The following is a 19,091-nucleotide window of genomic DNA, read 5'->3' on the forward strand; positions in this document are numbered from 1 at the left end:
CAAAATGATGAAACGTTTGCTGATTACGGGCGCCGGCGGCAAGCTGGGCAGCATGTTGCGCGGCAGGCTCGGCCACCTCGCGGAGATCATCCGCGTTTCGGATGTGGTTGATATGGGTGCGGCGGCAGCGAATGAAGAGATCATCCGCTGCTCTCTGGAGGACGGTGGCGCCGTCCATGCGCTGGTGAAGGATTGCGACGGCATCGTCCATCTCGGCGGCATCTCCGTCGAAAAGGCTTACGATCCCATCGAGGCCGCCAATCTGCGCGGTGTCTATAATCTTTACGAGGCAGCAAGGCTTGCTGGCATGCCACGCATCCTGTTTGCCTCCAGCAATCACACCATCGGATATTATCCGCAGGGGGAGCAGCTATCGCCGCAGACGCCGCTTTTGCCGGATGGCCTTTACGGCGTCTCGAAGATTTTCGGCGAGGCAATGGCGAGCCTCTACCATTCCAAATTCGGACAGGAAACGGCCATCGTCCGCATTGGCTCCTGCGAAGAGAAGCCCACCAACTGGCGCATGTTATCCACCTGGCTCAGCCATGACGATCTGGTCTCCCTGGTAGAGGCCGTATTTCACGCGCCAAAACTCGGTTGCCCGCTCATCTGGGGCGTCTCTGCCAATGACGACAGCTGGTGGGATAATTCCCACGTCGATTTTCTCGGCTGGCAGCGGCGGGATAATGCCGCACGCTTCCGGGCCGATATCGAACGGGATGTCCCTCGCCCTGATCCGGATGCCGCAATCGCGAAATACCAGGGCGGCGTTTTCATAGACGAACCGATCCACAAAAACTGACGTGCAGACACTCACGCTATTCGAGGAGAATAAGATGAATACAGAAACCAGGGAAAAATTGATGACGGTTTCCGTCGCCACCCTCGCAACCGCACTCTACAAGCGCGGCCTGCGCAATCAGGTCATTCAGGGCGTCCACCCGCTTGGCCACAAGGGCGCGAACATGGTCGGGCCTGCTTTCACGCTGCGTTACATGCCCGCCCGCGAAGACCGCAACCAGCTGGTGGAATTCCGCAACCCCGCACATCCCCAGCGCGTCGCCATTGAGACCTGCCCGCCCGGCCACGTACTGGTCATGGACAGCCGCAAAGACCCGAGCGCCGCATCTGCTGGTGATATTCTCATCACCCGCCTGATGGTGCGCGGTGCTGCCGGCGTCGTTACGGATGGCGGTTTCCGCGATGCTGCGACGATTGCGGAGCTGGATATTCCAGCCTACCACACCCGACCATCCAGCCCCACCAACCTCACCAAACACGAAGCAATTGAAATTAACGGCCCGATCGGCTGCGGCGATGCCCCGATTTTCCCCGGGGATATCATTGTCGGCGATGCGGATTGCGTCATCGTCATCCCCGCCGGAATTGCCGACGAAATCGCGACAGAAGCGGTGGAAATGACCGCTTACGAGGATTTCGTGGTCGAACAGGTGAAGGGCGGCGCAACCATCATCGGCCTTTATCCCTGCACGAAGGACGAACACCAGAAGGCTTTCGCCGTATGGCGCGAACAGAGAGACCGTTCGGGCGCGTGAGCCGAACAGAACGCTTGCCGGTTTCGTCCGCAATGCCTTGAAGCAAGCCTGCATGGGTGGCGTCCCACTCATGCAGGCGGACTCGCATGTACAATAATACCAAGTCGCCGAAGCGACTGGGCCGACGATTCTCCCGCACTAAAAACCGGCCCGAAATGGGTTTCTGTCGATATTCGTAAAATGATCCCTTGGAGTTTGTGGTGTTTGGTAACACCCGCAAAAACACATTGACTATGCCTATATTTCCATTAATCTGGATATATGGAACAAGAACAGGCTATTCTCGCTTTGGCGGCGCTTGCGCAGCCAACCCGTCTCGAAACTTTTCGGCTGCTTGTGCGGCACGCACCGGAAGGCTTGCCGGCGGGTGACATCGCGCGCGCGCTGGTGGTGCCGCAAAACACCATGTCCGCGCATCTGAATGTTCTGTCACGCGCGGGCCTCGTATCATCGCAACGCCACAGCAGAATCATCATGTATCGCGCGCAGATAGAACAGCTTCGCGACATGACGCTGTTTCTCCTGAAAGATTGTTGTGGTGGATCGGCAGAGCTTTGCGCTCCGCTGATCGCCGAGTTGACGCCCTGCTGCACTCCACACGCGGGAAAGTCAGCCTGATGTCCACATTTGAACGTTACCTAACCGGCTGGGTGTTTCTGTGCATCATCGTCGGTGTCGCCCTCGGCCATTTGCTGCCTGGCGTCTTCCAGCTCATTGGCGCGGCCGAGATTGCCAAGGTGAATATCCCGGTCGCAATACTGATCTGGCTGATGATCATTCCGATGCTGCTGAAGATCGATTTCCGCTCTCTCACGCAGGTCGGCACCTACTGGCGGGGTATCGGCGTCACGCTGTTCATCAACTGGGCCGTCAAGCCGTTCTCGATGGCGCTGTTGGGCTGGCTCTTCATCGGCTGGCTGTTTCGCCCCTATCTTCCCGCTGACCAGATCGACTCCTATATCGCGGGACTGATCATTCTTGCCGCAGCGCCCTGCACTGCAATGGTCTTTGTGTGGTCTAACCTGACACGCGGCGAACCACTGTTCACGCTCTCGCAGGTCGCACTCAACGATGCGATCATGGTCATCGCCTTTGCTCCCATTGTCGGCCTTTTGCTTGGCCTGTCCGCAATCACCGTTCCATGGGACACGCTCGTCCTCTCCGTTGCCCTCTATATCGTCGTGCCCGTCTTCCTCGCGCAGTTCATCCGGCACCGGCTCATGGCGGACGGAACGTCACGGATGCTCGATCGCATTCTCGCAAGGCTGCAGCCGATTTCGCTGGTAGCGCTGCTTGCAACACTGGTTCTTCTCTTCGCCTTCCAGGGCGAGCAGATTATCGCCCAACCGGCCGTCATCGGCTTGCTTGCAATCCCCATCCTTATCCAGGTCTATCTGAACTCCGGGCTCGCCTATCTTCTGAACCGGATGAGCGGCGAACGGCACTGCATTGCCGGTCCGTCGGCACTGATCGGTGCAAGCAATTTCTTCGAACTCGCGGTTGCGGCCGCTATTAGCCTGTTCGGTTTTCAATCAGGCGCAGCACTGGCAACCGTTGTCGGTGTCCTCATCGAGGTTCCGGTCATGCTCTCGGTCGTCTGGATCGTGAACCGCTCGAAGGATTGGTACGAGGCGGCCCCAGCCGTTTCCCGAAACACAATTACCGAAAGGCAATGAGCATGGACGTCACCATCTACCACAATCCGGATTGCGGCACTTCGCGCAACACCCTCGCACTCATTGAGCACGCCGGTATTCAACCCACTGTGATCGAGTATCTGAAAACCCCGCCGAGCCGCGAGCAACTCGTCAAGATGATCGCCGACGCCGGGCTGACCGTCCGCGAGGCGATCCGCGAGAAGGGCACGCCCTATACGGTTCTTGGGCTTGGATATCCTGAACTGACCGATGACCAGTTGATCGATGCCATGCTCGAGACGCCAATCCTGATCAACCGGCCATTCGTCATCACCCCAATGGGTACGCGGTTGTCGCGCCCCTCGGAAGTGGTTCTGGATATACTTCCGGCAGACGCATTCAAGGGGCCGTTTACCAAAGAAGACGGCGAACAGGTCCTCGATGATGAAGGAAAGCGCATTGCCTGACACATTCCCCGCACTTGAGGGCCAGAACCTGCACGCGATTGATCTCGATGCTCTGCGTCCAGCCTTTTCGACACATAAGCCCCGCATTCTGATCCTCTACGGTTCGCTACGCGAGGTATCCTACAGTCGTTTGCTTGCCTTCGAAGCAGGGCGGCTGCTCGAACGGCTTGGATGCGAAGTTCGGATATTCGATCCGAAGGGCCTGCCTTTGCCCGACGAAGCACCCGTGAGCCACCCGAAGGTGCAGGAATTGCGTGAGCTCTCGCAATGGTCGGAAGGGCAGGTTTGGGTAAGCCCCGAGCGCCACGGCGCGATGACCGGCATCATGAAGTCGCAGATCGACTGGATTCCTCTCTCGCTCGGATCTGTTCGCCCGACACAGGGCAAGACGCTCGCCGTCATGGAGGTTTCCGGCGGCAGCCAGTCCTTCAATGCTGTGAACCAGATGCGTATCCTCGGGCGATGGATGCGGATGATCACCATCCCCAACCAGTCGTCGGTCGCAAGGGCGTATCAGGAGTTCGATGCTAGCGGACGGATGAAGCCGTCTCCCTATTACGACCGGGTGGTGGATGTCTGCGAGGAGCTGGTGAAGTTCACCATCATGACCCGCGATGCCTCGGCCTATTTGACCGACCGCTACAGCGAGCGGAAGGAAGAAGCGGTCGAGTTGGAGAAGCGGGTCTCCCTGAAGTCGATCTGACGACCTAGGTTGTTGCGGTGGCTGGCCGCCGACAGGACGCTGCCACCGCAACGAATGCCGTGATGCTGACCGCGCCGAGACATGCGTTTCCAATGAGTGACAGGCTCAGGCCAAAGTTTTCCATGGACGCCGCGAACGCGAAGGGTGCCCCGGCTCCGAGCGCCAGTCGAGCTGCCGCCATCTTGCCCGTGATCGCGCCATACCCTTCCGATCCGAACAGATAGAGTGGCAGGCTGCCCTGCGCGATGCTGTTGATGCCTGACCCAAGCCCGAGGCAGATTGCGAACGCGACTGCCCCCGGTAGCCAGTCTCGCGTTGCCAGCAAGATCAGGATGCCGAACACGATCAGCACGGCCGACAGGACGGCGAGCGCTGGCGGCGACAGGTTCTTTCCGAAGACCATGTTGATCAGGCGGCTCGCGACCTGTGCCGGACCGAACAGAGATCCTATAACTACTGCCGCGCCACCTAGCCCGATGGAACCGAGCATCGGCACCATGTGCGCGAGGATCGCGGCAAGCGTAAATCCGAGAAGCGCGAAGGCGAACGACACCATGATCATGCTTCGGCGGCGCGCATCGTGGGGGATTGCTCCGATTATGGCTTCGCGAGGGACGGCCGCATCCGCATTCGGTCCGGTCTTGCCGACGCGCATGATCCAGACGTGTAGAGGCATGCAAAGGAACAGATTCAGCGCTGCAAAGACCAGATAGATCTCACGCCACGACATCCATTCGGAAAGTGCGGCCGAGATCGGCCAGAAGATCGTCGATGCGAACCCACCGATCAGCGTGAGGTAGGTGATGCTCCGGGATGCGGTTCTGGGATCGCTTTCGACCAGCGTCGCGAATGCGGCCTGATACTGCACCATTCCGGACGATACCTCGAGCAGGATGATGGCAACGGCAAAGATTGCGACTGACGGTGACCAGGCACAGAGCGACAGCATCAAGGCCGCAAGGCCTGAGCCGACCGTCATCACCGTGGCGGCTCCGATCCTATCCATCTGCCTGCCGATATAGGTTGCCGACAGACCTCCGATGAATAGCGACACCGAGAAGACGCCAAATACCTCCGCCAATGTCAGGCCGAGGTCTTCCGCCATGCCGGGGGCAAGAATACTGAAACTGTAATAGAGAGTGCCGTAACCGATGATCTGCGTGAGGCCAAGCGCTGAGACGATGCCAGCAGGTACTTTCGAATTATGCAACGACATTGCCCCCATCGGAGGAAGTGCCGGCCGGACTGGCGCATCCATCGCTTCGCTCGACATTCTCCAGAATCGCCGGATGTTCGGCACAACAGTCTTCTACCAGGAATTTCACAAGCTCGGCCAAAGTGTCGTAGCTGGCGCTGTAAAGGATAGACCTCGATATTCGTCGTTGCGAGACCAGGCCAGACCGCTCCAGTTCCTTGAGATGAAACGACACGTTCGTCGCCGAGACGCCCATGCGCTCGGCGATTGCACCGGCGGCCAGTCCGTCAGGACCGGCAACGACAAGTGCTCGAACGATCGCGAGGCGCGTCTCCTGAGAGAGGGCAGCAAATGCCGAAAGAGCCTGATGCTGGTCCATACTTCAATAATCCTTGAATTATTGAAGTATGGATAGCGAACGGCGATGCCATCGGCAAGGCAATTTCTTCCGAGATTACACTTGCCCCTCTGGAACATACGTCGGCGTTCGCGGCGACGGGGCTATGAGCGGCGTATGCTCTACGCCTTGCGCGCGTTCTTGTGAAACGCCTCTGATGCGAAACCGGCGAGTTCGCGAATGAAGAAATCGAGCACCGTCGAAGGCTTTTCAGCGGACCGCGTGGCAATAACGAAGGTGGACTGGATACGGGTCTTTGCTGCCATCAACGGCCGGAAAATTCCTTTCTGGACCCAATCATCCGCATAATGATCGGGTAGATACCCAACATAGTGGCCGGACATCACGAACATCGCCTGCGCCTCCATGTTGGAGGCCGAAGCGCGCGCCCGTGCCTGCGGAAAATATTGCAGCTCACGCATATTGGCATAGGGCCGCACGACAAAATCGAAGGATTCGATGCGCTCGACGGAAAGTTCGGCATCGGGAAGATGAAAGAGCTGGTGTCCCTTCGCGCAATACAGTGAATGCGCCTCTTCCCTGAAGCGCGAAAGCTTCAGGCCCTGATACGGCAGCGTTTCCGGTAAAAGTGCGATGTCCAGGCCGCCATTGGCAATTTCCGACAACAGGGCGTCCGGCGTGTCGATTACCAGCTCGATACGTGCTTCCGGCGCCTTTTCGCTGATGCGGGCGATGATGCGGTGAATGGGCAGGTCGTGATCGGTAATCGTGTTGTCCACAAGTCCCAGTCGCAACGTACCGGTAATACGGTTTTTGAGCGTACCGATATCGCTTTCGAAGGCGTTCAGCGCCAGGAACAGCACTTTCGAACGCTCATGCACGAGCGCGCCGCGATCCGTCAATTCAAAACCGGATCGCCCTCGCCGACACAGCTTGAAACCAAGCCTGTCTTCCAGCGCCTTGATATGGAAACTGACAGCGGACTGGCTCAGCCCGAGCGTGATTTGCGCGCCGAGAAAACTCTTGTGCTCCACGACAGCGCGGAAGACGGCGAGAGAACGAAGGTCGGATTGCGCGAGCTGCATGGGGACCGTTACATCAATTTTACAAATATAAACTCCATCAGTTTCCTATTTTTCTGGAATAATGTCCATGGTTTCCTCCTCCCCAATTACAAACCAATAAGGGAACGAAACCATGCAAAACCTGCCCACTCTGAAATCTCTCACGCTCTGCGCAGCTTTCGCCGTCAGCCTCGGCGCATCCGCCCATGCCGCCGATCTTCTGGAAAAGATCAAGGCCGATAAGGTTTTCACTGTCGCAACCGAGGCCCGGTTTGCGCCGTTCGAATTTGTCGAGGACGGCAAGATCGTCGGTTATTCCGCTGACATCATGCAAGAAGTCATGAAAGCCTTGCCGGGCGTTGAGCTGAAGCGTCTCGATCTGCCCTGGCAGGGCATCCTGCCAGGCCTTGCCGCCAGCCGCTTCGATTATGTCGTGACCTCGGTCACCGTGACGCCGGAACGCATGAAGGCCTACAAGCTCTCAGCACCCGTTGCAGATGCGACGATGGCAATCCTGAAACGCAAGGGCGATGCCGAGATCTCCAAGCCGGAAGATATCGCGGGTAAGCCCGTCGGCTCGCAGGCGGGCTCCGCGCAGCTCAAGGCGCTTGAGACGTTTTCCGCCGAACTGAAGGCCGCCGGCAAGGATGCCACGACGGTCTCCAGCTACACGGATTTCTCGGAAGCTTATGCCGACCTCGGTGCCGGGCGCCTGCGCGCCGTCGTCAACTCGCTTCCAAACCTTCTGGAAGCTGCACGCCAGCGGCCGGATGCTTTTGAAGTCGTTCTGCCGACCTTCGGACCGAAGACCTATTTCTCATGGGCGGGCCGCAACGATACTGACAGTGCGACGCTAAATGCCTTCATGGACAGTGAATTGGCAAAGCTCAATGCATCCGGCAAACTGGCCGAATTCCAGAAGAAATGGTTCGGCGCGCAGATGGAGCTGCCCGCCACTCTGCCGGCGACTGAGTGACCGGCAGGTCGAACCGGTCATGGACAAGATATCTTTTGCCATCTGGCCGGTTCTTCTGGACGGCCTCTTCACCACGCTGACCGTCAGCCTTTCGGCGCTTCTCCTGGGAGCGCCGCTGGCCCTTCTCCTCGCGGCCTGCGGTCGCAGCGGCCGCCTGCCCCGCCTGGCATCCGGTCTCTACATCTCCTTCTGGCGAGGCACGCCCATTCTAGTCCAGCTGCTGATCGTCTTCTACGTCCTGCCACTTCTGGGGCTGGATCTGACGCCGGTTGCTGCCGCAACTTTGGCGCTGGCGCTAAACACAGCCGCCTTCCAGTCGGAGATATACAGGGCAGGCCTGCAATCCATTCCAAAGGGAGAGCGGGAAGCCGCCGCCATGCTCGGCCTTTCCGCAGGTCGTACATTCCTGCACATTGAAGTGCCTCAGGCCTTCAGAACCATGTTGCCGGCACTTGTCGGCGAGATACAGGCTCTCGTGAAGAACTCCTCACTCGTTTCGGTCATCGCCGTCACCGACTTGACGCGCCGTGCCCAGCAATATGCAGCCACCACCTTCCGGCCACTCGACGCCTATCTCTCGGCTCTCCTGCTTTATGTCGCTGTTGGAGCGCTGCTTGCGGGAATAGGCCTCCTTGTCGAACGGCACCTCACAAAGGGAGCGACGCGATGATTTCCGGCTTCCTGAACGATATTCCTCTCTATGCGGCCGGGTTGTTCACAACACTGACAGTTTCCATTGCGGGTATCGCACTGGCCGTCATCATTGGTATCGTGCTGGCTGCGGCGCTACGGTCGCGGTACATGGCCATCTCCCTGCCGGTAAGGCTTTATGTGGAGTTTGCCCGCGGCGCGCCGCTCGCGCTGATCCTGTTTCTTTTCTATTATGGCGGCCCGCAATTGGGGCTGATCCTCAGCCCCTATGCCGCCGGCATCGTCGGTCTCGGCCTCTATGGCGCTGGCCCCTTTGCGGAGATTTTCCGCGCTGGTTTCAATGCCGTTCCAAGAGGCGAGATCGAAGCGGCGGGAATGCTGGGCATTACCTCCGGCGACACCTTTCTCCACATCCAGATGCCGCAGGCGCTGGCACTGACGCTGCCGGCTTCCGTCGGCCAGGCCATTAATCTCGTCAAGGAATCCGCCGTTCTGTCCGTCATCACGCTCAGCGAGCTGACCAAGGTCGCCGGTACGATCAGCTCGATCACCTTCGCGGTCGTAACCCCTTATCTCACCATTGCCCTGCTCTACTGGGCAATCGTCGAAATCCTGTCGCGGCTCGGCCTCTATCTCGAACGCCGCCTTTCCACCGAAGGCTCCTGACATGAGCGAACGAACAGTTGTTATTTCCGCGCGCGGCTTGGAGAAAAGGTTCGGTGACAAGACCGTTCTGAAAGGCATCGATCTCGACATTCATATGGGTGATGTCCTGTGCATCATCGGACCTTCGGGATCGGGCAAGAGCACGCTTCTGCGCTCGCTTGCATTTCTCGATCCCTATGACGCGGGTGATGTCGATGTCTTCGGCCGCCTGATCGGCTGGCGTGAAACCCCGCTTGGCCGCGAACGCGCCGGTCCGAAAGAACTGGCAGAGACGCGCCGCCCGCTTGGAATGGTCTTTCAGCACTTTCATCTGTGGCCGCATATGAGCGTCATCAAAAACGTGACATTGGCGCTCAGGCTCGTCCATGGTCTTCCCCAGGCCGAAGCGATAAAGCGCGGCCGCGCCATGCTGGATAAAGTCGGGCTTGCCGCTTTCGCTGACCGCCGACCCGACGGCCTGTCCGGTGGGCAGAAGCAACGCGTCGCCATCGCCCGCGCACTGGCGGTGAACCCCCGCGCCATGCTGTTCGACGAACCGACCTCCGCACTCGATCCCGAACTTGTCGGTGAAGTGCTTTCCGTCATGAAGACGCTCGCGGCGGAAGGAATGACCATGGTCATCGTCACGCACGAAATGGGTTTTGCCGCGCATGCGGCCAACCGTGTCGTCTTCATGGATGACGGCAAGATCGTTGAGGAAGGCGCGCCGCAGACGCTTTTCAGTAATCCGAAGAGCGAACGCCTTTCCCAATTTCTGCAAACCTGGCGCGAGCGCGCACTTTGATATCTGAAAGGACATCTCTATGACTGCCCACGGCTATGACGGCGGACGATTGAACCTGCCATTCGTCGGTATTTCCACCTTTGCCAAAAGTCCCTACGTCGAAAACTGGGACGCGATCAACGCGGATGTTGCGGTTCTCGGTGCCCCGTTCGATTTTGGGACGCAATGGCGCCCCGGCGCCCGCTTCGGGCCGCGCAGCATCCGTGAGGCCTCCACCCTGTTTTCCTTCGGCCACGCGGGCGCCTACGATCACGAGGACGACGTCACCTATCTGGAAGGCGTGAAAATCGTCGATATAGGCGACGCCGACATTGTTCATACCGATACGGTGAACAGCCACGCAAATATCGAGTTCGGCGTCCGCAAAATCCTTAAAGCCGACGCACTGCCTGTGGTGCTTGGCGGAGACCACTCCATCAACATCCCCTGCATCAATGCCTTCAGCGATCAGGAGCCGATCCATCTGGTGCAGATCGACGCGCATCTGGATTTCGTCGATGAGCGTCACGGCGTCCGCTTCGGACATGGCAGCCCCATGCGCCGCGCCTCGGAAAAACCGTGGGTCACCGGAATGACCCAGCTCGGTATCCGCAACGTCTCCTCCACCGCAAAGGAAGGATACGACTATGCACGCTCCCAGGGCTCGGATATTCTCTCCGTGCGCCAGATCCGCAAACTCGGCGTGGACGCCGTAGTGGAGCGCATCCCCGCGGGCAAGCGCTATTATCTTTCGATCGATATCGATGGCTTCGACCCGTCCATCGCGCCAGGAACCGGGACCCCGAGCCATGGCGGCTTCACCTATTACGAGGTACTGGAACTGATTGCAGGTCTTGCAAAGCGTGGCGAGATCGTCGGCATTGATCTGGTCGAGGTCGCGCCTGATTACGATCACAGCGGCTCCACCGCCATTCTGGCTGCGCAGATTCTGCTCAACACGATCGGACGTATCTTCATAGCTCGGAACGCATAAAAAACCGCGATCCGCCGGTACTGGATCCTTGGACACGCAGCGCGCAAAAAGGGCCGCCCTTGGGGCTTCCTGGAGTTCGATGGTCTCGTCAGACGTGAAGCCAAAAGCCCTCCACGAAGGGAGGGCTTTTGTTTGCATTGATTGTAGCTACGGTTGCGTCGGTTTTAAAAGTCCAAAAACGCCAAACGCGCCTCGCTGCACCACGTAAAAATCAGATATCGACGACAAGCCCCTTTGCCTTCAGGACGGGCTCCAGATTGCTGACTTCGATAACGGATTTGCCCTGCTTGTAAGCTTCAATGAAGCCCGCTTCAGCATCTTCGCGAATTTGCGAAAGACGTGCCGATTCCTGAGCGTCCGCACGACGCACAACCACCAAACCGTCCGCATCGCCAACAATGATGTCGCCGGGATTGACGATCTCATCGCCAATGATGATCGTATCGTTTACTGCGGCAATCGTTTCCTTGACGGTACCCTTGATGCAGACGCTGAACGAGAATACAGGGAAGCCAAGGTCTCGAAGCTGCAAGGTGTCACGCACACCGGTATCCGTCACCAGACCACCGATCCCCTTTGCAAGGCAGGCATTTGCCAGCACGTCGCCAAATGAACCAGCCTCTTCGTACTCACCAGCTGAAACCACGATGATGTCGCCGGGCTTGGCGTAATTAATGGCCAGCTGCAACATGATGTTGTCACGCGGCGCGCATTTGACGGTAAAGGCGGGACCACACAGTTTCATGCGGTAGTCGACAGGCTTGATGCGGGAGGAAAGTGCGCCCCTGCGACCCTGTGCCTCGTGGATGGTTGCCGGCGAAAACTTCGAAAGGGCTTCGATGTCTGCCTTGCTTGGCCGTTCTGCTATATCTTTAATGTGGATCATAAAACCTCCCACGGTAAGGCTGGCGGCGGGAACGTCCCGCCACTCGCATTGAGTTTAATTGTCATGTGTCAATCGTTGCCGTGGCTTGAAGCCAGGCGGGATCAGGGGATCGGGTCGAATTTCAGCTCGGAGAGCGGGACGACCTTGTCCGTACGGGTCATTTTGTATTCGGTATTCGGGCCAAGCCACTTGTCCCAGATTTTGTTTATCTCGCCGGAGGCGTCGAGTGTGCGCAGCACTTCATTGATTTTCGCTGTCAGGGCAGGATTGTCCTTTGCCATGCCGACACCGATCGGCTGATAGAGCATAGGCTCCTCGATCATGCGCATCGGTTTGCCCTTGGTCTTCGATTCATTGACGAACTTGGTGGTGGTCATGGTGTTGGCCACCATACCCCGCGCCTTGCCCTGCTGAACGGCAAGATAGGCAGAGGCAGTATCCTGGAAGGTCAGCGGCTCGGACTTGTTGAGCTTGATAGACATTTCAGAGGTCGAGCCCTTGGTGGAGGCGACACGCTGGCCTTCGTAATCCGACTTCTTCTTGCCGGCATCATCAACCGGCACGATGAGCATTTCCTTGGCGAGATAATAGGGATCGCTGAACTGAATCTGCTCGGCGCGGCTTTGTGTGTAGGCGAGATTGGCGACAGTGATATCGACGCGGCCAAGCTTGACTTCCGGCACACGGGCTTCCACCGACACCGGTTTGACTTCGGCCTTAACGCCCAGTTCCTTGGCGATCGCGTTGCAAAGATCAACGTCAAAACCGGCCATTTCACGGGTCTTCGGATCGGGTGCCGCGAATGGCACGACATCAGCAAAGGTTGCGCAACGAAGCACCTTGTTCGCCATGATCGTATCGAGTTGATCAGCCGCCGCTGGTGACGCGAGAGCGGTTCCAGCCAGTGCAACGGTAAGTGTCAGGCATTTCCAGTTCATGGTCAGTTCTCCTCTTATGATTGATTGTTATCAGTGGCGCAGATCGGAAAGGAACCGCTGCGCGCGCGGATGGCGTGGTGCTGTAAAAAACTCTTCCGGCGTCGCTTTTTCGAGAATTTCGCCGGCGTCGATGAACCAGATGCGGTCGGCAACTTCACGGGCAAAGCCCATTTCGTGGGTCACGCAAAGCATGGTCATGCCCTCTGCCGCGAGCCCCTTCATGACGGCCAGCACCTCTCCAACCATTTCCGGGTCGAGAGCGCTTGTCGGTTCATCGAACAACATGACGGGCGGCTCCATGGCCAGCGCACGCGCAATTGCCACGCGCTGCTGCTGACCGCCGGACAATTGCCCCGGATAGGCCCCGGCCTTGTCGGAGAGGCCTACCCGATCCAGAAGCTTCAAAGCTTTCTGGCGGGCAACATCAGGTGCGACGCCTTTCACCCGGATCGGGGAAATCGTGACATTTTCGACAACAGACAGGTGCGGAAAGAGATTGAAATTCTGGAACACAAAACCAACTCTGCTACGCAGAAGATTGAGTTCCTTTGTCTTGGTTGCCGCGTGAATATCCTGCCCATCGAGCGTGATGGATCCGCTGTTGATCTCTTCGAGACGATTGACGGTACGGATCAATGTGGATTTGCCGGAGCCGGAAGGGCCGCAGATGACGATAACCTCGCCCCGCGCAACTTCGGCGTCGACATTCTTCAAAACCTCGTAGTCGCCATAACTCTTGCAGACATTGGAAATGCGGATGGTCTGCTGTGTTGATGATGCCGTGTTTGTCATGGCTGCTCCGTTATGATTTTCGCCTGCGCCTGCAATGCCTGTTGCCGGCGACCGACCACACCGGCACGGCGTTTGGCGATACGCCGCTCGACGGCATTTGCGAGATACGTCAAGCTCCAGCAAATGGCGTAGTAGACAACCGCGAGGATGAGGAAGACCTGGAATGGTTGGGTCAGAAGCTGATTATTGACCTGACTTGCCGCAAAGGTGAGGTCGGGTACGTTGATGACGTAACCGAGCGTCGTATCCTTGATCGTGGCGACGAATGTCGAGATCATGCTGGGGATCATGTTGTAAAGCGCCTGCGGCAAGATGATGAAGCGCATTGCACCGAGATAGCTGTGGCCAAGCGCTCTCGCCGCATCCATCTGCCCGGCACCAAGAGCGACAATACCCGCTCTTACGACTTCGCTGAGAAATGCGCCCTGATAGATGACAAGCGTCGTCAACATGATGACGAAGCTCGGCACGTCTGCGCCGGTCCAGAGCGGAACGAGGAAATAACTCCAAAGGATGAGCATGAGCAAAGGCACGCCGCGCGTGACATAGACCAGCCCCGTTACCGGCCACCGCAGGAGCCGCCACTTGGACAGGCGCGCCATCGCTATAAGGATGCTGACAGGAAAGGCCAGTGCGATGGCAAGGGCAGACAGGATGATCGTGTTCGCAAGCCCTCCAAGCGGGCCGTTCGGATATTGCCCGATCAGCAGCAGCAACCAGTTGTCATGAACGATGGTAATCATGTCGCCGATCATCCGCGTGCCCTCCACGCCGGATCAAGGCGCATCGAAAGATACGCACCGGCACCCATGATCAACAGCGAGAAGAAGAGGTACAGAACAGTTCCGACAAGATAGATCTCGAAGGTCTGGAAGCTGAGATTTTCAATTTCCTTGATGGCATGGGTCAATTCGGAAGCGCCGATAATGAGGGCGAGACTGCTGTTCTTGAACAGGGAGACACTGTGATTGATGAGCGGCGGCAGGGCATTGCGCACGCCTTGCGGCATGATGATGAAGCGCATCGCGGAGAGATAACCGTGGCCCAATGCCTTGGCCGCTTCCATCTGTCCCGGGCTGACGGAGCGCAGGCCTGAACGCAGATCCTCACTGAAATAGGCTGCCTGACAGAGACCAAGACCCACCACGGCAAAGATCGCTTCGGCATTGTGACCGATCAGCCAGTCCGTCAAACCTGAAGGCAGGAGCGTGAATATCCCGAAGTACCACAGCATCAATTGCACGAGTGTGGGCACATTGCGGTGGTAGGAAACATAGGCCGCCACGGCGCGATCAGCAAAACGCGACGATGAAAACCGCACGCATAACAGGACCAGCGCAAGCGTCATGGCGAGAGACCATGACCCGATAAAGATGACGAAGGTCATCTGCAATCCGTGCCAAAGCATTGCAATATATTGCGGGTCGCTCAGGATTGCCGACAGGTCGAAACCGCTCACGGCTTTTGTTCCTTCGCTGCGTCAGCTTGCGCCACAGTCTGCGGTTTGGCCGTCTGAAGTCCGCCCATAACCTGCAATGTCGGGGTAATTTCCATATGGCCGATATTCATGGAAACTGGCGCGGCAATGGCAAAGGCTATAGCGTCGGCAATATCTTCCGCTTTCGGCAGCTCGAAACCATCGATGAAGCGCTCGCGCACGCTCGGATCGTTGCCGTGAACGTGAGTGAAGATATCCGTCGCCACGCGGCCGGGGCAGATCTCCGTTACGCGGACGCGTCTGCCGAATGCATCCAGCCTCAACTGGTTCGACAGCATGGCGACCCCAGCTTTAACGGCATGATAGGTCGAGTTGCCACCGAAATTATAGTTTCCGGCGATGGACGAGATATTGACGACATGCCCGCGATCACGCTCCACCATGCCCGGAACAATCAGCCGGCAAATGTGGAGAACGGCACGGAGATTCACATCGATCAAAAGGTCGATATCCTCCGCATCCGCCTGAAGGAACTTCTTCGGCCTGTCGACGCCGGCATTGTTCACGAGAATGTCGAACTGCACCTTGTCTGCAAGATCTGCAATTGCAGCGCGATCGGTAACGTCGATCGCGTGCGGTATACAGCCGGTGCGTTCGGCAAGTTCATTCAGGGCGCCGGCGCTGCGGGCAACCGCGTGGACTTCAATGTTTTCGCGGCAAAACCGCTCGACGACAGCGGCACCGATACCGGATGAAGCACCGGTGACCAAAGCGGTCTTGTAATCGGAGAATGGCATTCTGATCCCCTTTTTTGTTACCATCAACACTAGCGAAGCTTTCCCTGCTTGCCTAAGACCGATTATTTTTGGAGTAATAAGTAAGTTTTATGGAGACCCGCAAACAGGCAATTAGAGACGGGATTCCGGGATGTTCTTGTTCCAGGCAGGAGCTTTCCGCTCTGGCGCCCAGATTGCAAAACGCGTGCGAGCCTGTAAGCTGCGCCAAGCATGGATATAAGACGTCTCAAATCATTCATCGTCATCGTAGACAGTGGCAGCATCACGCGCGCCGCAGATATTCTGCATCTGGCGCAACCGGCACTCAGCCAGCAACTAGCCGCGCTTGAAGATCATTTCGGCCAGAAATTGCTCATCCGCAGCCAACAGGGCGTGACGATGACGGATGCGGGACATGCCGTTTACCGCCATGCACAGATCATATTGCGCCAGATGGAACAGGCGCAGGTCGACGTATCGGCGGCGGGTAACTCAATTGCGGGACGCGTCTCGGTCGGTCTGGTCCCATTCAGCAGCGCTGCAACGCTTTCCGTGGAGCTGTTGGCGGAAACGCGGAAGCGACATCCGGGGATATTGATCCACCTGACGGAAAGTGTGGGACAAACCTATAGCCAGATGATCATGAATGGACGTCTGGAACTGGCATTGATCCACGGCGTCGGACCAATCAAGGGCGTAAAATTCGAGCCCATGCTCAGCGAAGAATTTTATCTTGTCGCACATCGCGATTTCGCAATCGAAGCGGATTCAAAACCGGTGCCGATCGCCGCGCTTGATGGCATGCCCATGCTGATGCCACCCGCGTATAATTTTGTCCGGCGCGCTGTAGACACGGCATTTACCCGCAGCCGGATCAATCTGAAGGTCGTCGCGGAAGTGGAAATCGTCAGGACGCTTGCCCGCGCCGTTGCCAGTGGTCTCGGCGCAACCATCATGCCAAAAGCCATAGCCAACCGGATCGTCTCGGAAACGAGCGAACCACTTATTTGCCGGCTGCTGTCGCCACGGATCGAAGAAACACTGTCGCTCTGCATGTCCGACCAGAATTCGCTCTCTGAGCCGGCTTTTGCCGTCAAGGATATCCTGGTGGAACTGACGGAAAAATTGAAACTTTAGAGTATCCTTTGGCCCGGCAGCCGAGCCAAAGGATCGTTTTCAGGATCAACGCATATCCTGGCAGAACTGCGCAATGCGGGCGCAGCCTTCGCTCAGCATCTCCATGCTCGTTGCATAGGAGATCCGGAAGTATGGGCTCATACCATAGGCGGCGCCCTGTACCGTTGCCACGTGATGCTCATCCACCAGCGCCATCACAAAATCCACATCGCCTTCGATTTTGCGTCCGCCCTTGGTGGTCTTGCCGATAAGCCCAGACATATTGGGATAGAGGTAAAAGGCGCCTTCCGGCTTATGGCAGCGCAAACCGTCAATCTCGCCGAGTTTGCTCAGAACAAAATCGCGACGGTCGCGATAGATAGCGGCGCGTTCTTTAAGAAGATCCTTGGGACCATCCAGCGCTGCAATCGCTGCCGCCTGCGAAACAGTGGCAATGCCGCCGCCGTTCTGACCGTTTACATTGCTTATTGCGGCGATAAGTTCCTTCGAGCCGCTGGCGCAATAGCCCAGACGCCATCCCGTCATGGCGTAAGCCTTCGACACGCCGTTCATTGTCAGAACGCGGTCATAAAGCCGCGGCTCCACATCGGCAATTGTGCCGAATTCGAAGCCATCATAGACAAGATGCTCGTAAATATCGTCAGTCAGGATCCAGACATGGGGATGACGCAGCATAACCTCTGCGATTGCTTTCATCTCCGCACGGGAGCAGGCGGCGCCGGTGGGGTTGTTGGGAAAATTGAGAATGAGCCACTTGGTACGTGGCGTAATCGCAGCTTCCAAATCTTCGGCACGCAGTTTGAAACCGGTTTGTTCGACGCACGGCACAGCGACGGGAACACCCCCTGCGAATTTGACGATATCCGCATAGCTGACCCATGACGGGGTGGGAATAACGACCTCGTCGCCCGGATTGCAGGTTGCAAGCATGGCGTTGAAAATTACCTGTTTGCCGCCTGCGGAAACGATGATCTGGCTGGCATCGTAGGTCAGATTATTGTCCCGCTTGAACTTTCTGGCGATCGCGGCTTTCAGCGCAGGCGTGCCATCCATCGGTGGATATTTAGTCTGCCCGCCAAGGGCTGCTTCGTGCGCGGCCTCGATTGCGTGAGCAGGCGTCGGGAAGTCCGGTTCACCTGAGGAGAGGCTGACCACCTTGACACCCTGCGCGGCCAGCTCTCTGGCGCGTTGGGTCATGGCGGCGGAAGCGGAGATGGAGACGTTTTTCAGGCGGTCTGATGTAGAGGGCATCTGCATGATCTTTCAGTAAGATTTAGAGAACGGGCCAACCAGAGGCCCATTAAGACGCGAGTTCTGCGGCAGGCGCGAGCGTTGCGCCGGAGGCGCTGATTTCACTACGCACGATGCGCGCCAGCTCCAGTGAACCGGGCGTATCGCTGTGGACGAGGATGGAGCGAGCCGGCATTGTGATGATCGTGCCATCGATGGCTTCGACCGTGCCATTGGTCAGGAACCGGCGGACACGGGCGCGCACCGATGGTTCATCCTTGACCAGCGCGCCGGGAAGACCCCGCGCGACAAGGCTTCCCTTGGCGTCATAGGCGCGATCGGCCAAAAACAATGCCAGGGTCTTCAATCCAGCGCGTTTTGCCGCTCTCTCGATTTCGCTGTCCGGCGTTACGAACACCACAAGCTTCGGATCAACGGCAGAAATGGCATTCATCATCATATCGGCAAGCGCCGGGTCGCGATTGACCATATTGCCCATGGCCGCATGAAAACTGAAGTGCCCGACTTCGACGCCTTCGCTTTTGGCAATCGCGATCAAGGCCCCGAGCTGATAGAGCATCTGCTGTCTCAACTCATCCGGCTGAAAGGGCATTTCGCGTCGGCCGAAGCCTGCCCTATCAGGCAATCCCGGATGCGCGCCAATGCCAACGCCATTTTCTTTGGCAAGGCGAACCATTCGCGCCATGGTATCTGGCTCGCCGCCATGGAAACCACAGGCAATATTAGCCGACGATACGATCTTCATCATCGCTTCGTCGTCACAGAGCCGGTAAGGACCGAAGCCTTCGCCCATGTCGGAGTTCAGATCGATCTTCATCGTTTCCTCCCTTTGCTCCCTGGTTG

Annotated in this window: 23 protein-coding genes; 12 read left to right on the plus strand and 11 right to left on the minus strand. The window is 57.7% G+C overall.

Features of this window, described 5'->3' with window-relative positions:
* The first annotated feature begins 4 nt into the window (after positions 1–4).
* From ACZ5A6_RS23315 to arsH, 6 genes are all read left to right on the plus strand, one after another.
* Positions 5–802 carry an NAD-dependent epimerase/dehydratase family protein gene (locus ACZ5A6_RS23315; protein WP_112290692.1) on the plus strand — a complete coding sequence of 266 codons (798 nt, stop codon included), beginning with the start codon at positions 5–7 and terminating at the stop codon, positions 800–802.
* Positions 803–836: 34 nt separating this feature from the next.
* The gene (locus tag ACZ5A6_RS23320) at positions 837–1,556 is read left to right on the plus strand and encodes a ribonuclease activity regulator RraA (protein WP_003518042.1); all 720 of its coding nucleotides are present in this window, start codon (positions 837–839) and stop codon (positions 1,554–1,556) included.
* A gap of 261 nt (positions 1,557–1,817) precedes the next feature.
* Positions 1,818–2,174: an ArsR/SmtB family transcription factor gene (locus tag ACZ5A6_RS23325; protein ID WP_038494525.1), complete on the plus strand. Its 357-nt coding sequence runs from the start codon at positions 1,818–1,820 to the stop codon at positions 2,172–2,174.
* On the plus strand, positions 2,174–3,232 hold the full coding sequence (gene arsB, locus ACZ5A6_RS23330) for an ACR3 family arsenite efflux transporter (protein WP_464111421.1): 1,059 nt from the start codon (positions 2,174–2,176) through the stop codon (positions 3,230–3,232). Before ACZ5A6_RS23325 ends, arsB begins: the two co-directional genes overlap by 1 nt.
* A gap of 2 nt (positions 3,233–3,234) precedes the next feature.
* Positions 3,235–3,660 carry an arsenate reductase (glutaredoxin) gene (arsC, locus tag ACZ5A6_RS23335; RefSeq protein WP_003518039.1) on the plus strand — a complete coding sequence of 142 codons (426 nt, stop codon included), beginning with the start codon at positions 3,235–3,237 and terminating at the stop codon, positions 3,658–3,660.
* Positions 3,635–4,363 (plus strand): arsenical resistance protein ArsH, encoded by a 729-nt coding sequence (arsH, locus tag ACZ5A6_RS23340; protein WP_112290686.1) that lies wholly within the window; start codon positions 3,635–3,637, stop codon positions 4,361–4,363. Before arsC ends, arsH begins: the two co-directional genes overlap by 26 nt.
* Positions 4,364–4,367: 4 nt before the next feature.
* Here arsH and arsK read toward each other — a convergent pair whose 3' ends face one another.
* The 3 genes from arsK to ACZ5A6_RS23355 all read right to left on the minus strand — a co-directional run bounded on the left by arsK (position 4,368) and on the right by ACZ5A6_RS23355 (position 7,001).
* Complete coding sequence (arsK, locus tag ACZ5A6_RS23345; protein ID WP_112290683.1) at positions 4,368–5,579, minus strand: arsenite efflux MFS transporter ArsK; 1,212 nt, start codon at positions 5,577–5,579, stop codon at positions 4,368–4,370.
* Positions 5,566–5,937, minus strand: a complete 372-nt coding sequence (locus ACZ5A6_RS23350; protein ID WP_013761980.1) for an ArsR/SmtB family transcription factor — start codon at positions 5,935–5,937, stop codon at positions 5,566–5,568. Before ACZ5A6_RS23350 ends, arsK begins: the two co-directional genes overlap by 14 nt.
* 140 nt (positions 5,938–6,077) lie before the next feature.
* Complete coding sequence (locus tag ACZ5A6_RS23355) at positions 6,078–7,001, minus strand: LysR family transcriptional regulator (protein ID WP_003518035.1); 924 nt, start codon at positions 6,999–7,001, stop codon at positions 6,078–6,080.
* A gap of 112 nt (positions 7,002–7,113) precedes the next feature.
* Here ACZ5A6_RS23355 and ACZ5A6_RS23360 point away from each other — a divergent pair, with 112 nt between their 5' ends.
* Genes ACZ5A6_RS23360 through speB form a run of 5 tightly spaced genes read left to right on the plus strand, consistent with a single transcriptional unit; the run spans position 7,114 to position 11,030 of the window.
* Complete coding sequence (locus ACZ5A6_RS23360) at positions 7,114–7,956, plus strand: transporter substrate-binding domain-containing protein (RefSeq protein WP_019566610.1); 843 nt, start codon at positions 7,114–7,116, stop codon at positions 7,954–7,956.
* Between the two features lie 19 nt (positions 7,957–7,975).
* Complete coding sequence (locus ACZ5A6_RS23365) at positions 7,976–8,626, plus strand: amino acid ABC transporter permease (protein ID WP_003518032.1); 651 nt, start codon at positions 7,976–7,978, stop codon at positions 8,624–8,626.
* On the plus strand, positions 8,623–9,273 hold the full coding sequence (locus tag ACZ5A6_RS23370) for an amino acid ABC transporter permease (RefSeq protein WP_003518030.1): 651 nt from the start codon (positions 8,623–8,625) through the stop codon (positions 9,271–9,273). The genes ACZ5A6_RS23365 and ACZ5A6_RS23370 overlap by 4 nt, the downstream gene beginning before the upstream one ends.
* Before the next feature lies 1 nt (position 9,274).
* Positions 9,275–10,057 (plus strand): amino acid ABC transporter ATP-binding protein, encoded by a 783-nt coding sequence (locus ACZ5A6_RS23375; protein ID WP_003518027.1) that lies wholly within the window; start codon positions 9,275–9,277, stop codon positions 10,055–10,057.
* A 19-nt stretch (positions 10,058–10,076) separates the two neighbouring features.
* The gene (gene speB / locus ACZ5A6_RS23380; RefSeq protein WP_112290677.1) at positions 10,077–11,030 is read left to right on the plus strand and encodes an agmatinase; all 954 of its coding nucleotides are present in this window, start codon (positions 10,077–10,079) and stop codon (positions 11,028–11,030) included.
* Between the two features lie 211 nt (positions 11,031–11,241).
* On the opposite strand, the gene ACZ5A6_RS23385 is transcribed toward speB, so the two are convergent.
* From ACZ5A6_RS23385 to ACZ5A6_RS23410, 6 genes are all read right to left on the minus strand, one after another.
* Positions 11,242–11,916 (minus strand): 4-carboxy-4-hydroxy-2-oxoadipate aldolase/oxaloacetate decarboxylase, encoded by a 675-nt coding sequence (locus ACZ5A6_RS23385; RefSeq protein WP_003518022.1) that lies wholly within the window; start codon positions 11,914–11,916, stop codon positions 11,242–11,244.
* A gap of 101 nt (positions 11,917–12,017) precedes the next feature.
* A complete protein-coding gene (locus tag ACZ5A6_RS23390; RefSeq protein WP_019566615.1) occupies positions 12,018–12,854 on the minus strand; it encodes an ABC transporter substrate-binding protein in 837 nt (278 codons plus the stop codon).
* A gap of 30 nt (positions 12,855–12,884) precedes the next feature.
* Positions 12,885–13,646: an amino acid ABC transporter ATP-binding protein gene (locus tag ACZ5A6_RS23395; RefSeq protein WP_003518020.1), complete on the minus strand. Its 762-nt coding sequence runs from the start codon at positions 13,644–13,646 to the stop codon at positions 12,885–12,887.
* Entirely contained in the window at positions 13,643–14,401 is a 759-nt protein-coding gene (locus ACZ5A6_RS23400; RefSeq protein ID WP_464111422.1) for an amino acid ABC transporter permease, read from the minus strand. The genes ACZ5A6_RS23395 and ACZ5A6_RS23400 overlap by 4 nt, the downstream gene beginning before the upstream one ends.
* The gene (locus ACZ5A6_RS23405; RefSeq protein ID WP_003518018.1) at positions 14,398–15,105 is read right to left on the minus strand and encodes an amino acid ABC transporter permease; all 708 of its coding nucleotides are present in this window, start codon (positions 15,103–15,105) and stop codon (positions 14,398–14,400) included. The genes ACZ5A6_RS23400 and ACZ5A6_RS23405 overlap by 4 nt, the downstream gene beginning before the upstream one ends.
* On the minus strand, positions 15,102–15,881 hold the full coding sequence (locus ACZ5A6_RS23410; protein ID WP_112290790.1) for an SDR family oxidoreductase: 780 nt from the start codon (positions 15,879–15,881) through the stop codon (positions 15,102–15,104). Before ACZ5A6_RS23410 ends, ACZ5A6_RS23405 begins: the two co-directional genes overlap by 4 nt.
* Before the next feature lie 210 nt (positions 15,882–16,091).
* Between ACZ5A6_RS23410 and nac the strand changes: the two genes are divergently transcribed.
* Complete coding sequence (gene nac / locus ACZ5A6_RS23415) at positions 16,092–16,997, plus strand: nitrogen assimilation transcriptional regulator NAC (RefSeq protein WP_003518016.1); 906 nt, start codon at positions 16,092–16,094, stop codon at positions 16,995–16,997.
* A gap of 45 nt (positions 16,998–17,042) precedes the next feature.
* On the opposite strand, the gene ACZ5A6_RS23420 is transcribed toward nac, so the two are convergent.
* Together ACZ5A6_RS23420 and ACZ5A6_RS23425 are read right to left on the minus strand one after the other, a co-directional pair.
* Positions 17,043–18,248 (minus strand): pyridoxal phosphate-dependent aminotransferase, encoded by a 1,206-nt coding sequence (locus tag ACZ5A6_RS23420; protein ID WP_112290788.1) that lies wholly within the window; start codon positions 18,246–18,248, stop codon positions 17,043–17,045.
* 49 nt (positions 18,249–18,297) lie between these two features.
* The gene (locus ACZ5A6_RS23425; protein WP_065663178.1) at positions 18,298–19,065 is read right to left on the minus strand and encodes a 5-oxoprolinase subunit PxpA; all 768 of its coding nucleotides are present in this window, start codon (positions 19,063–19,065) and stop codon (positions 18,298–18,300) included.
* Between the last annotated feature and the right edge of the window lie 26 nt (positions 19,066–19,091).

This window comes from Agrobacterium sp. 6Ca8 (assembly GCF_055382765.1).

Excerpts from the sequence above, each read along its gene's own strand:
- speB (WP_112290677.1), top strand. The coding sequence starts at position 10,077 with ATGACTGCCCACGGCTATGACGGCGGACGATTGAACCTGCCATTCGTC.
- ACZ5A6_RS23425 (WP_065663178.1), bottom strand. The coding sequence starts at position 19,065 with ATGAAGATCGATCTGAACTCCGACATGGGCGAAGGCTTCGGTCCTTAC.
- ACZ5A6_RS23325 (WP_038494525.1), top strand. The coding sequence starts at position 1,818 with ATGGAACAAGAACAGGCTATTCTCGCTTTGGCGGCGCTTGCGCAGCCA.
- ACZ5A6_RS23355 (WP_003518035.1), bottom strand. The coding sequence starts at position 7,001 with ATGCAGCTCGCGCAATCCGACCTTCGTTCTCTCGCCGTCTTCCGCGCT.
- ACZ5A6_RS23370 (WP_003518030.1), top strand. The coding sequence starts at position 8,623 with ATGATTTCCGGCTTCCTGAACGATATTCCTCTCTATGCGGCCGGGTTG.
- ACZ5A6_RS23350 (WP_013761980.1), bottom strand. The coding sequence starts at position 5,937 with ATGGACCAGCATCAGGCTCTTTCGGCATTTGCTGCCCTCTCTCAGGAG.
- ACZ5A6_RS23400 (WP_464111422.1), bottom strand. The coding sequence starts at position 14,401 with ATGATCGGCGACATGATTACCATCGTTCATGACAACTGGTTGCTGCTG.
- ACZ5A6_RS23390 (WP_019566615.1), bottom strand. The coding sequence starts at position 12,854 with ATGAACTGGAAATGCCTGACACTTACCGTTGCACTGGCTGGAACCGCT.
- arsB (WP_464111421.1), top strand. The coding sequence starts at position 2,174 with ATGTCCACATTTGAACGTTACCTAACCGGCTGGGTGTTTCTGTGCATC.
- ACZ5A6_RS23375 (WP_003518027.1), top strand. The coding sequence starts at position 9,275 with ATGAGCGAACGAACAGTTGTTATTTCCGCGCGCGGCTTGGAGAAAAGG.
- ACZ5A6_RS23320 (WP_003518042.1), top strand. The coding sequence starts at position 837 with ATGAATACAGAAACCAGGGAAAAATTGATGACGGTTTCCGTCGCCACC.
- arsK (WP_112290683.1), bottom strand. The coding sequence starts at position 5,579 with ATGTCGTTGCATAATTCGAAAGTACCTGCTGGCATCGTCTCAGCGCTT.
- nac (WP_003518016.1), top strand. The coding sequence starts at position 16,092 with ATGGATATAAGACGTCTCAAATCATTCATCGTCATCGTAGACAGTGGC.
- ACZ5A6_RS23395 (WP_003518020.1), bottom strand. The coding sequence starts at position 13,646 with ATGACAAACACGGCATCATCAACACAGCAGACCATCCGCATTTCCAAT.
- ACZ5A6_RS23360 (WP_019566610.1), top strand. The coding sequence starts at position 7,114 with ATGCAAAACCTGCCCACTCTGAAATCTCTCACGCTCTGCGCAGCTTTC.
- ACZ5A6_RS23315 (WP_112290692.1), top strand. The coding sequence starts at position 5 with ATGATGAAACGTTTGCTGATTACGGGCGCCGGCGGCAAGCTGGGCAGC.
- ACZ5A6_RS23420 (WP_112290788.1), bottom strand. The coding sequence starts at position 18,248 with ATGCCCTCTACATCAGACCGCCTGAAAAACGTCTCCATCTCCGCTTCC.
- ACZ5A6_RS23410 (WP_112290790.1), bottom strand. The coding sequence starts at position 15,881 with ATGCCATTCTCCGATTACAAGACCGCTTTGGTCACCGGTGCTTCATCC.
- arsH (WP_112290686.1), top strand. The coding sequence starts at position 3,635 with ATGATGAAGGAAAGCGCATTGCCTGACACATTCCCCGCACTTGAGGGC.
- ACZ5A6_RS23365 (WP_003518032.1), top strand. The coding sequence starts at position 7,976 with ATGGACAAGATATCTTTTGCCATCTGGCCGGTTCTTCTGGACGGCCTC.
- arsC (WP_003518039.1), top strand. The coding sequence starts at position 3,235 with ATGGACGTCACCATCTACCACAATCCGGATTGCGGCACTTCGCGCAAC.
- ACZ5A6_RS23385 (WP_003518022.1), bottom strand. The coding sequence starts at position 11,916 with ATGATCCACATTAAAGATATAGCAGAACGGCCAAGCAAGGCAGACATC.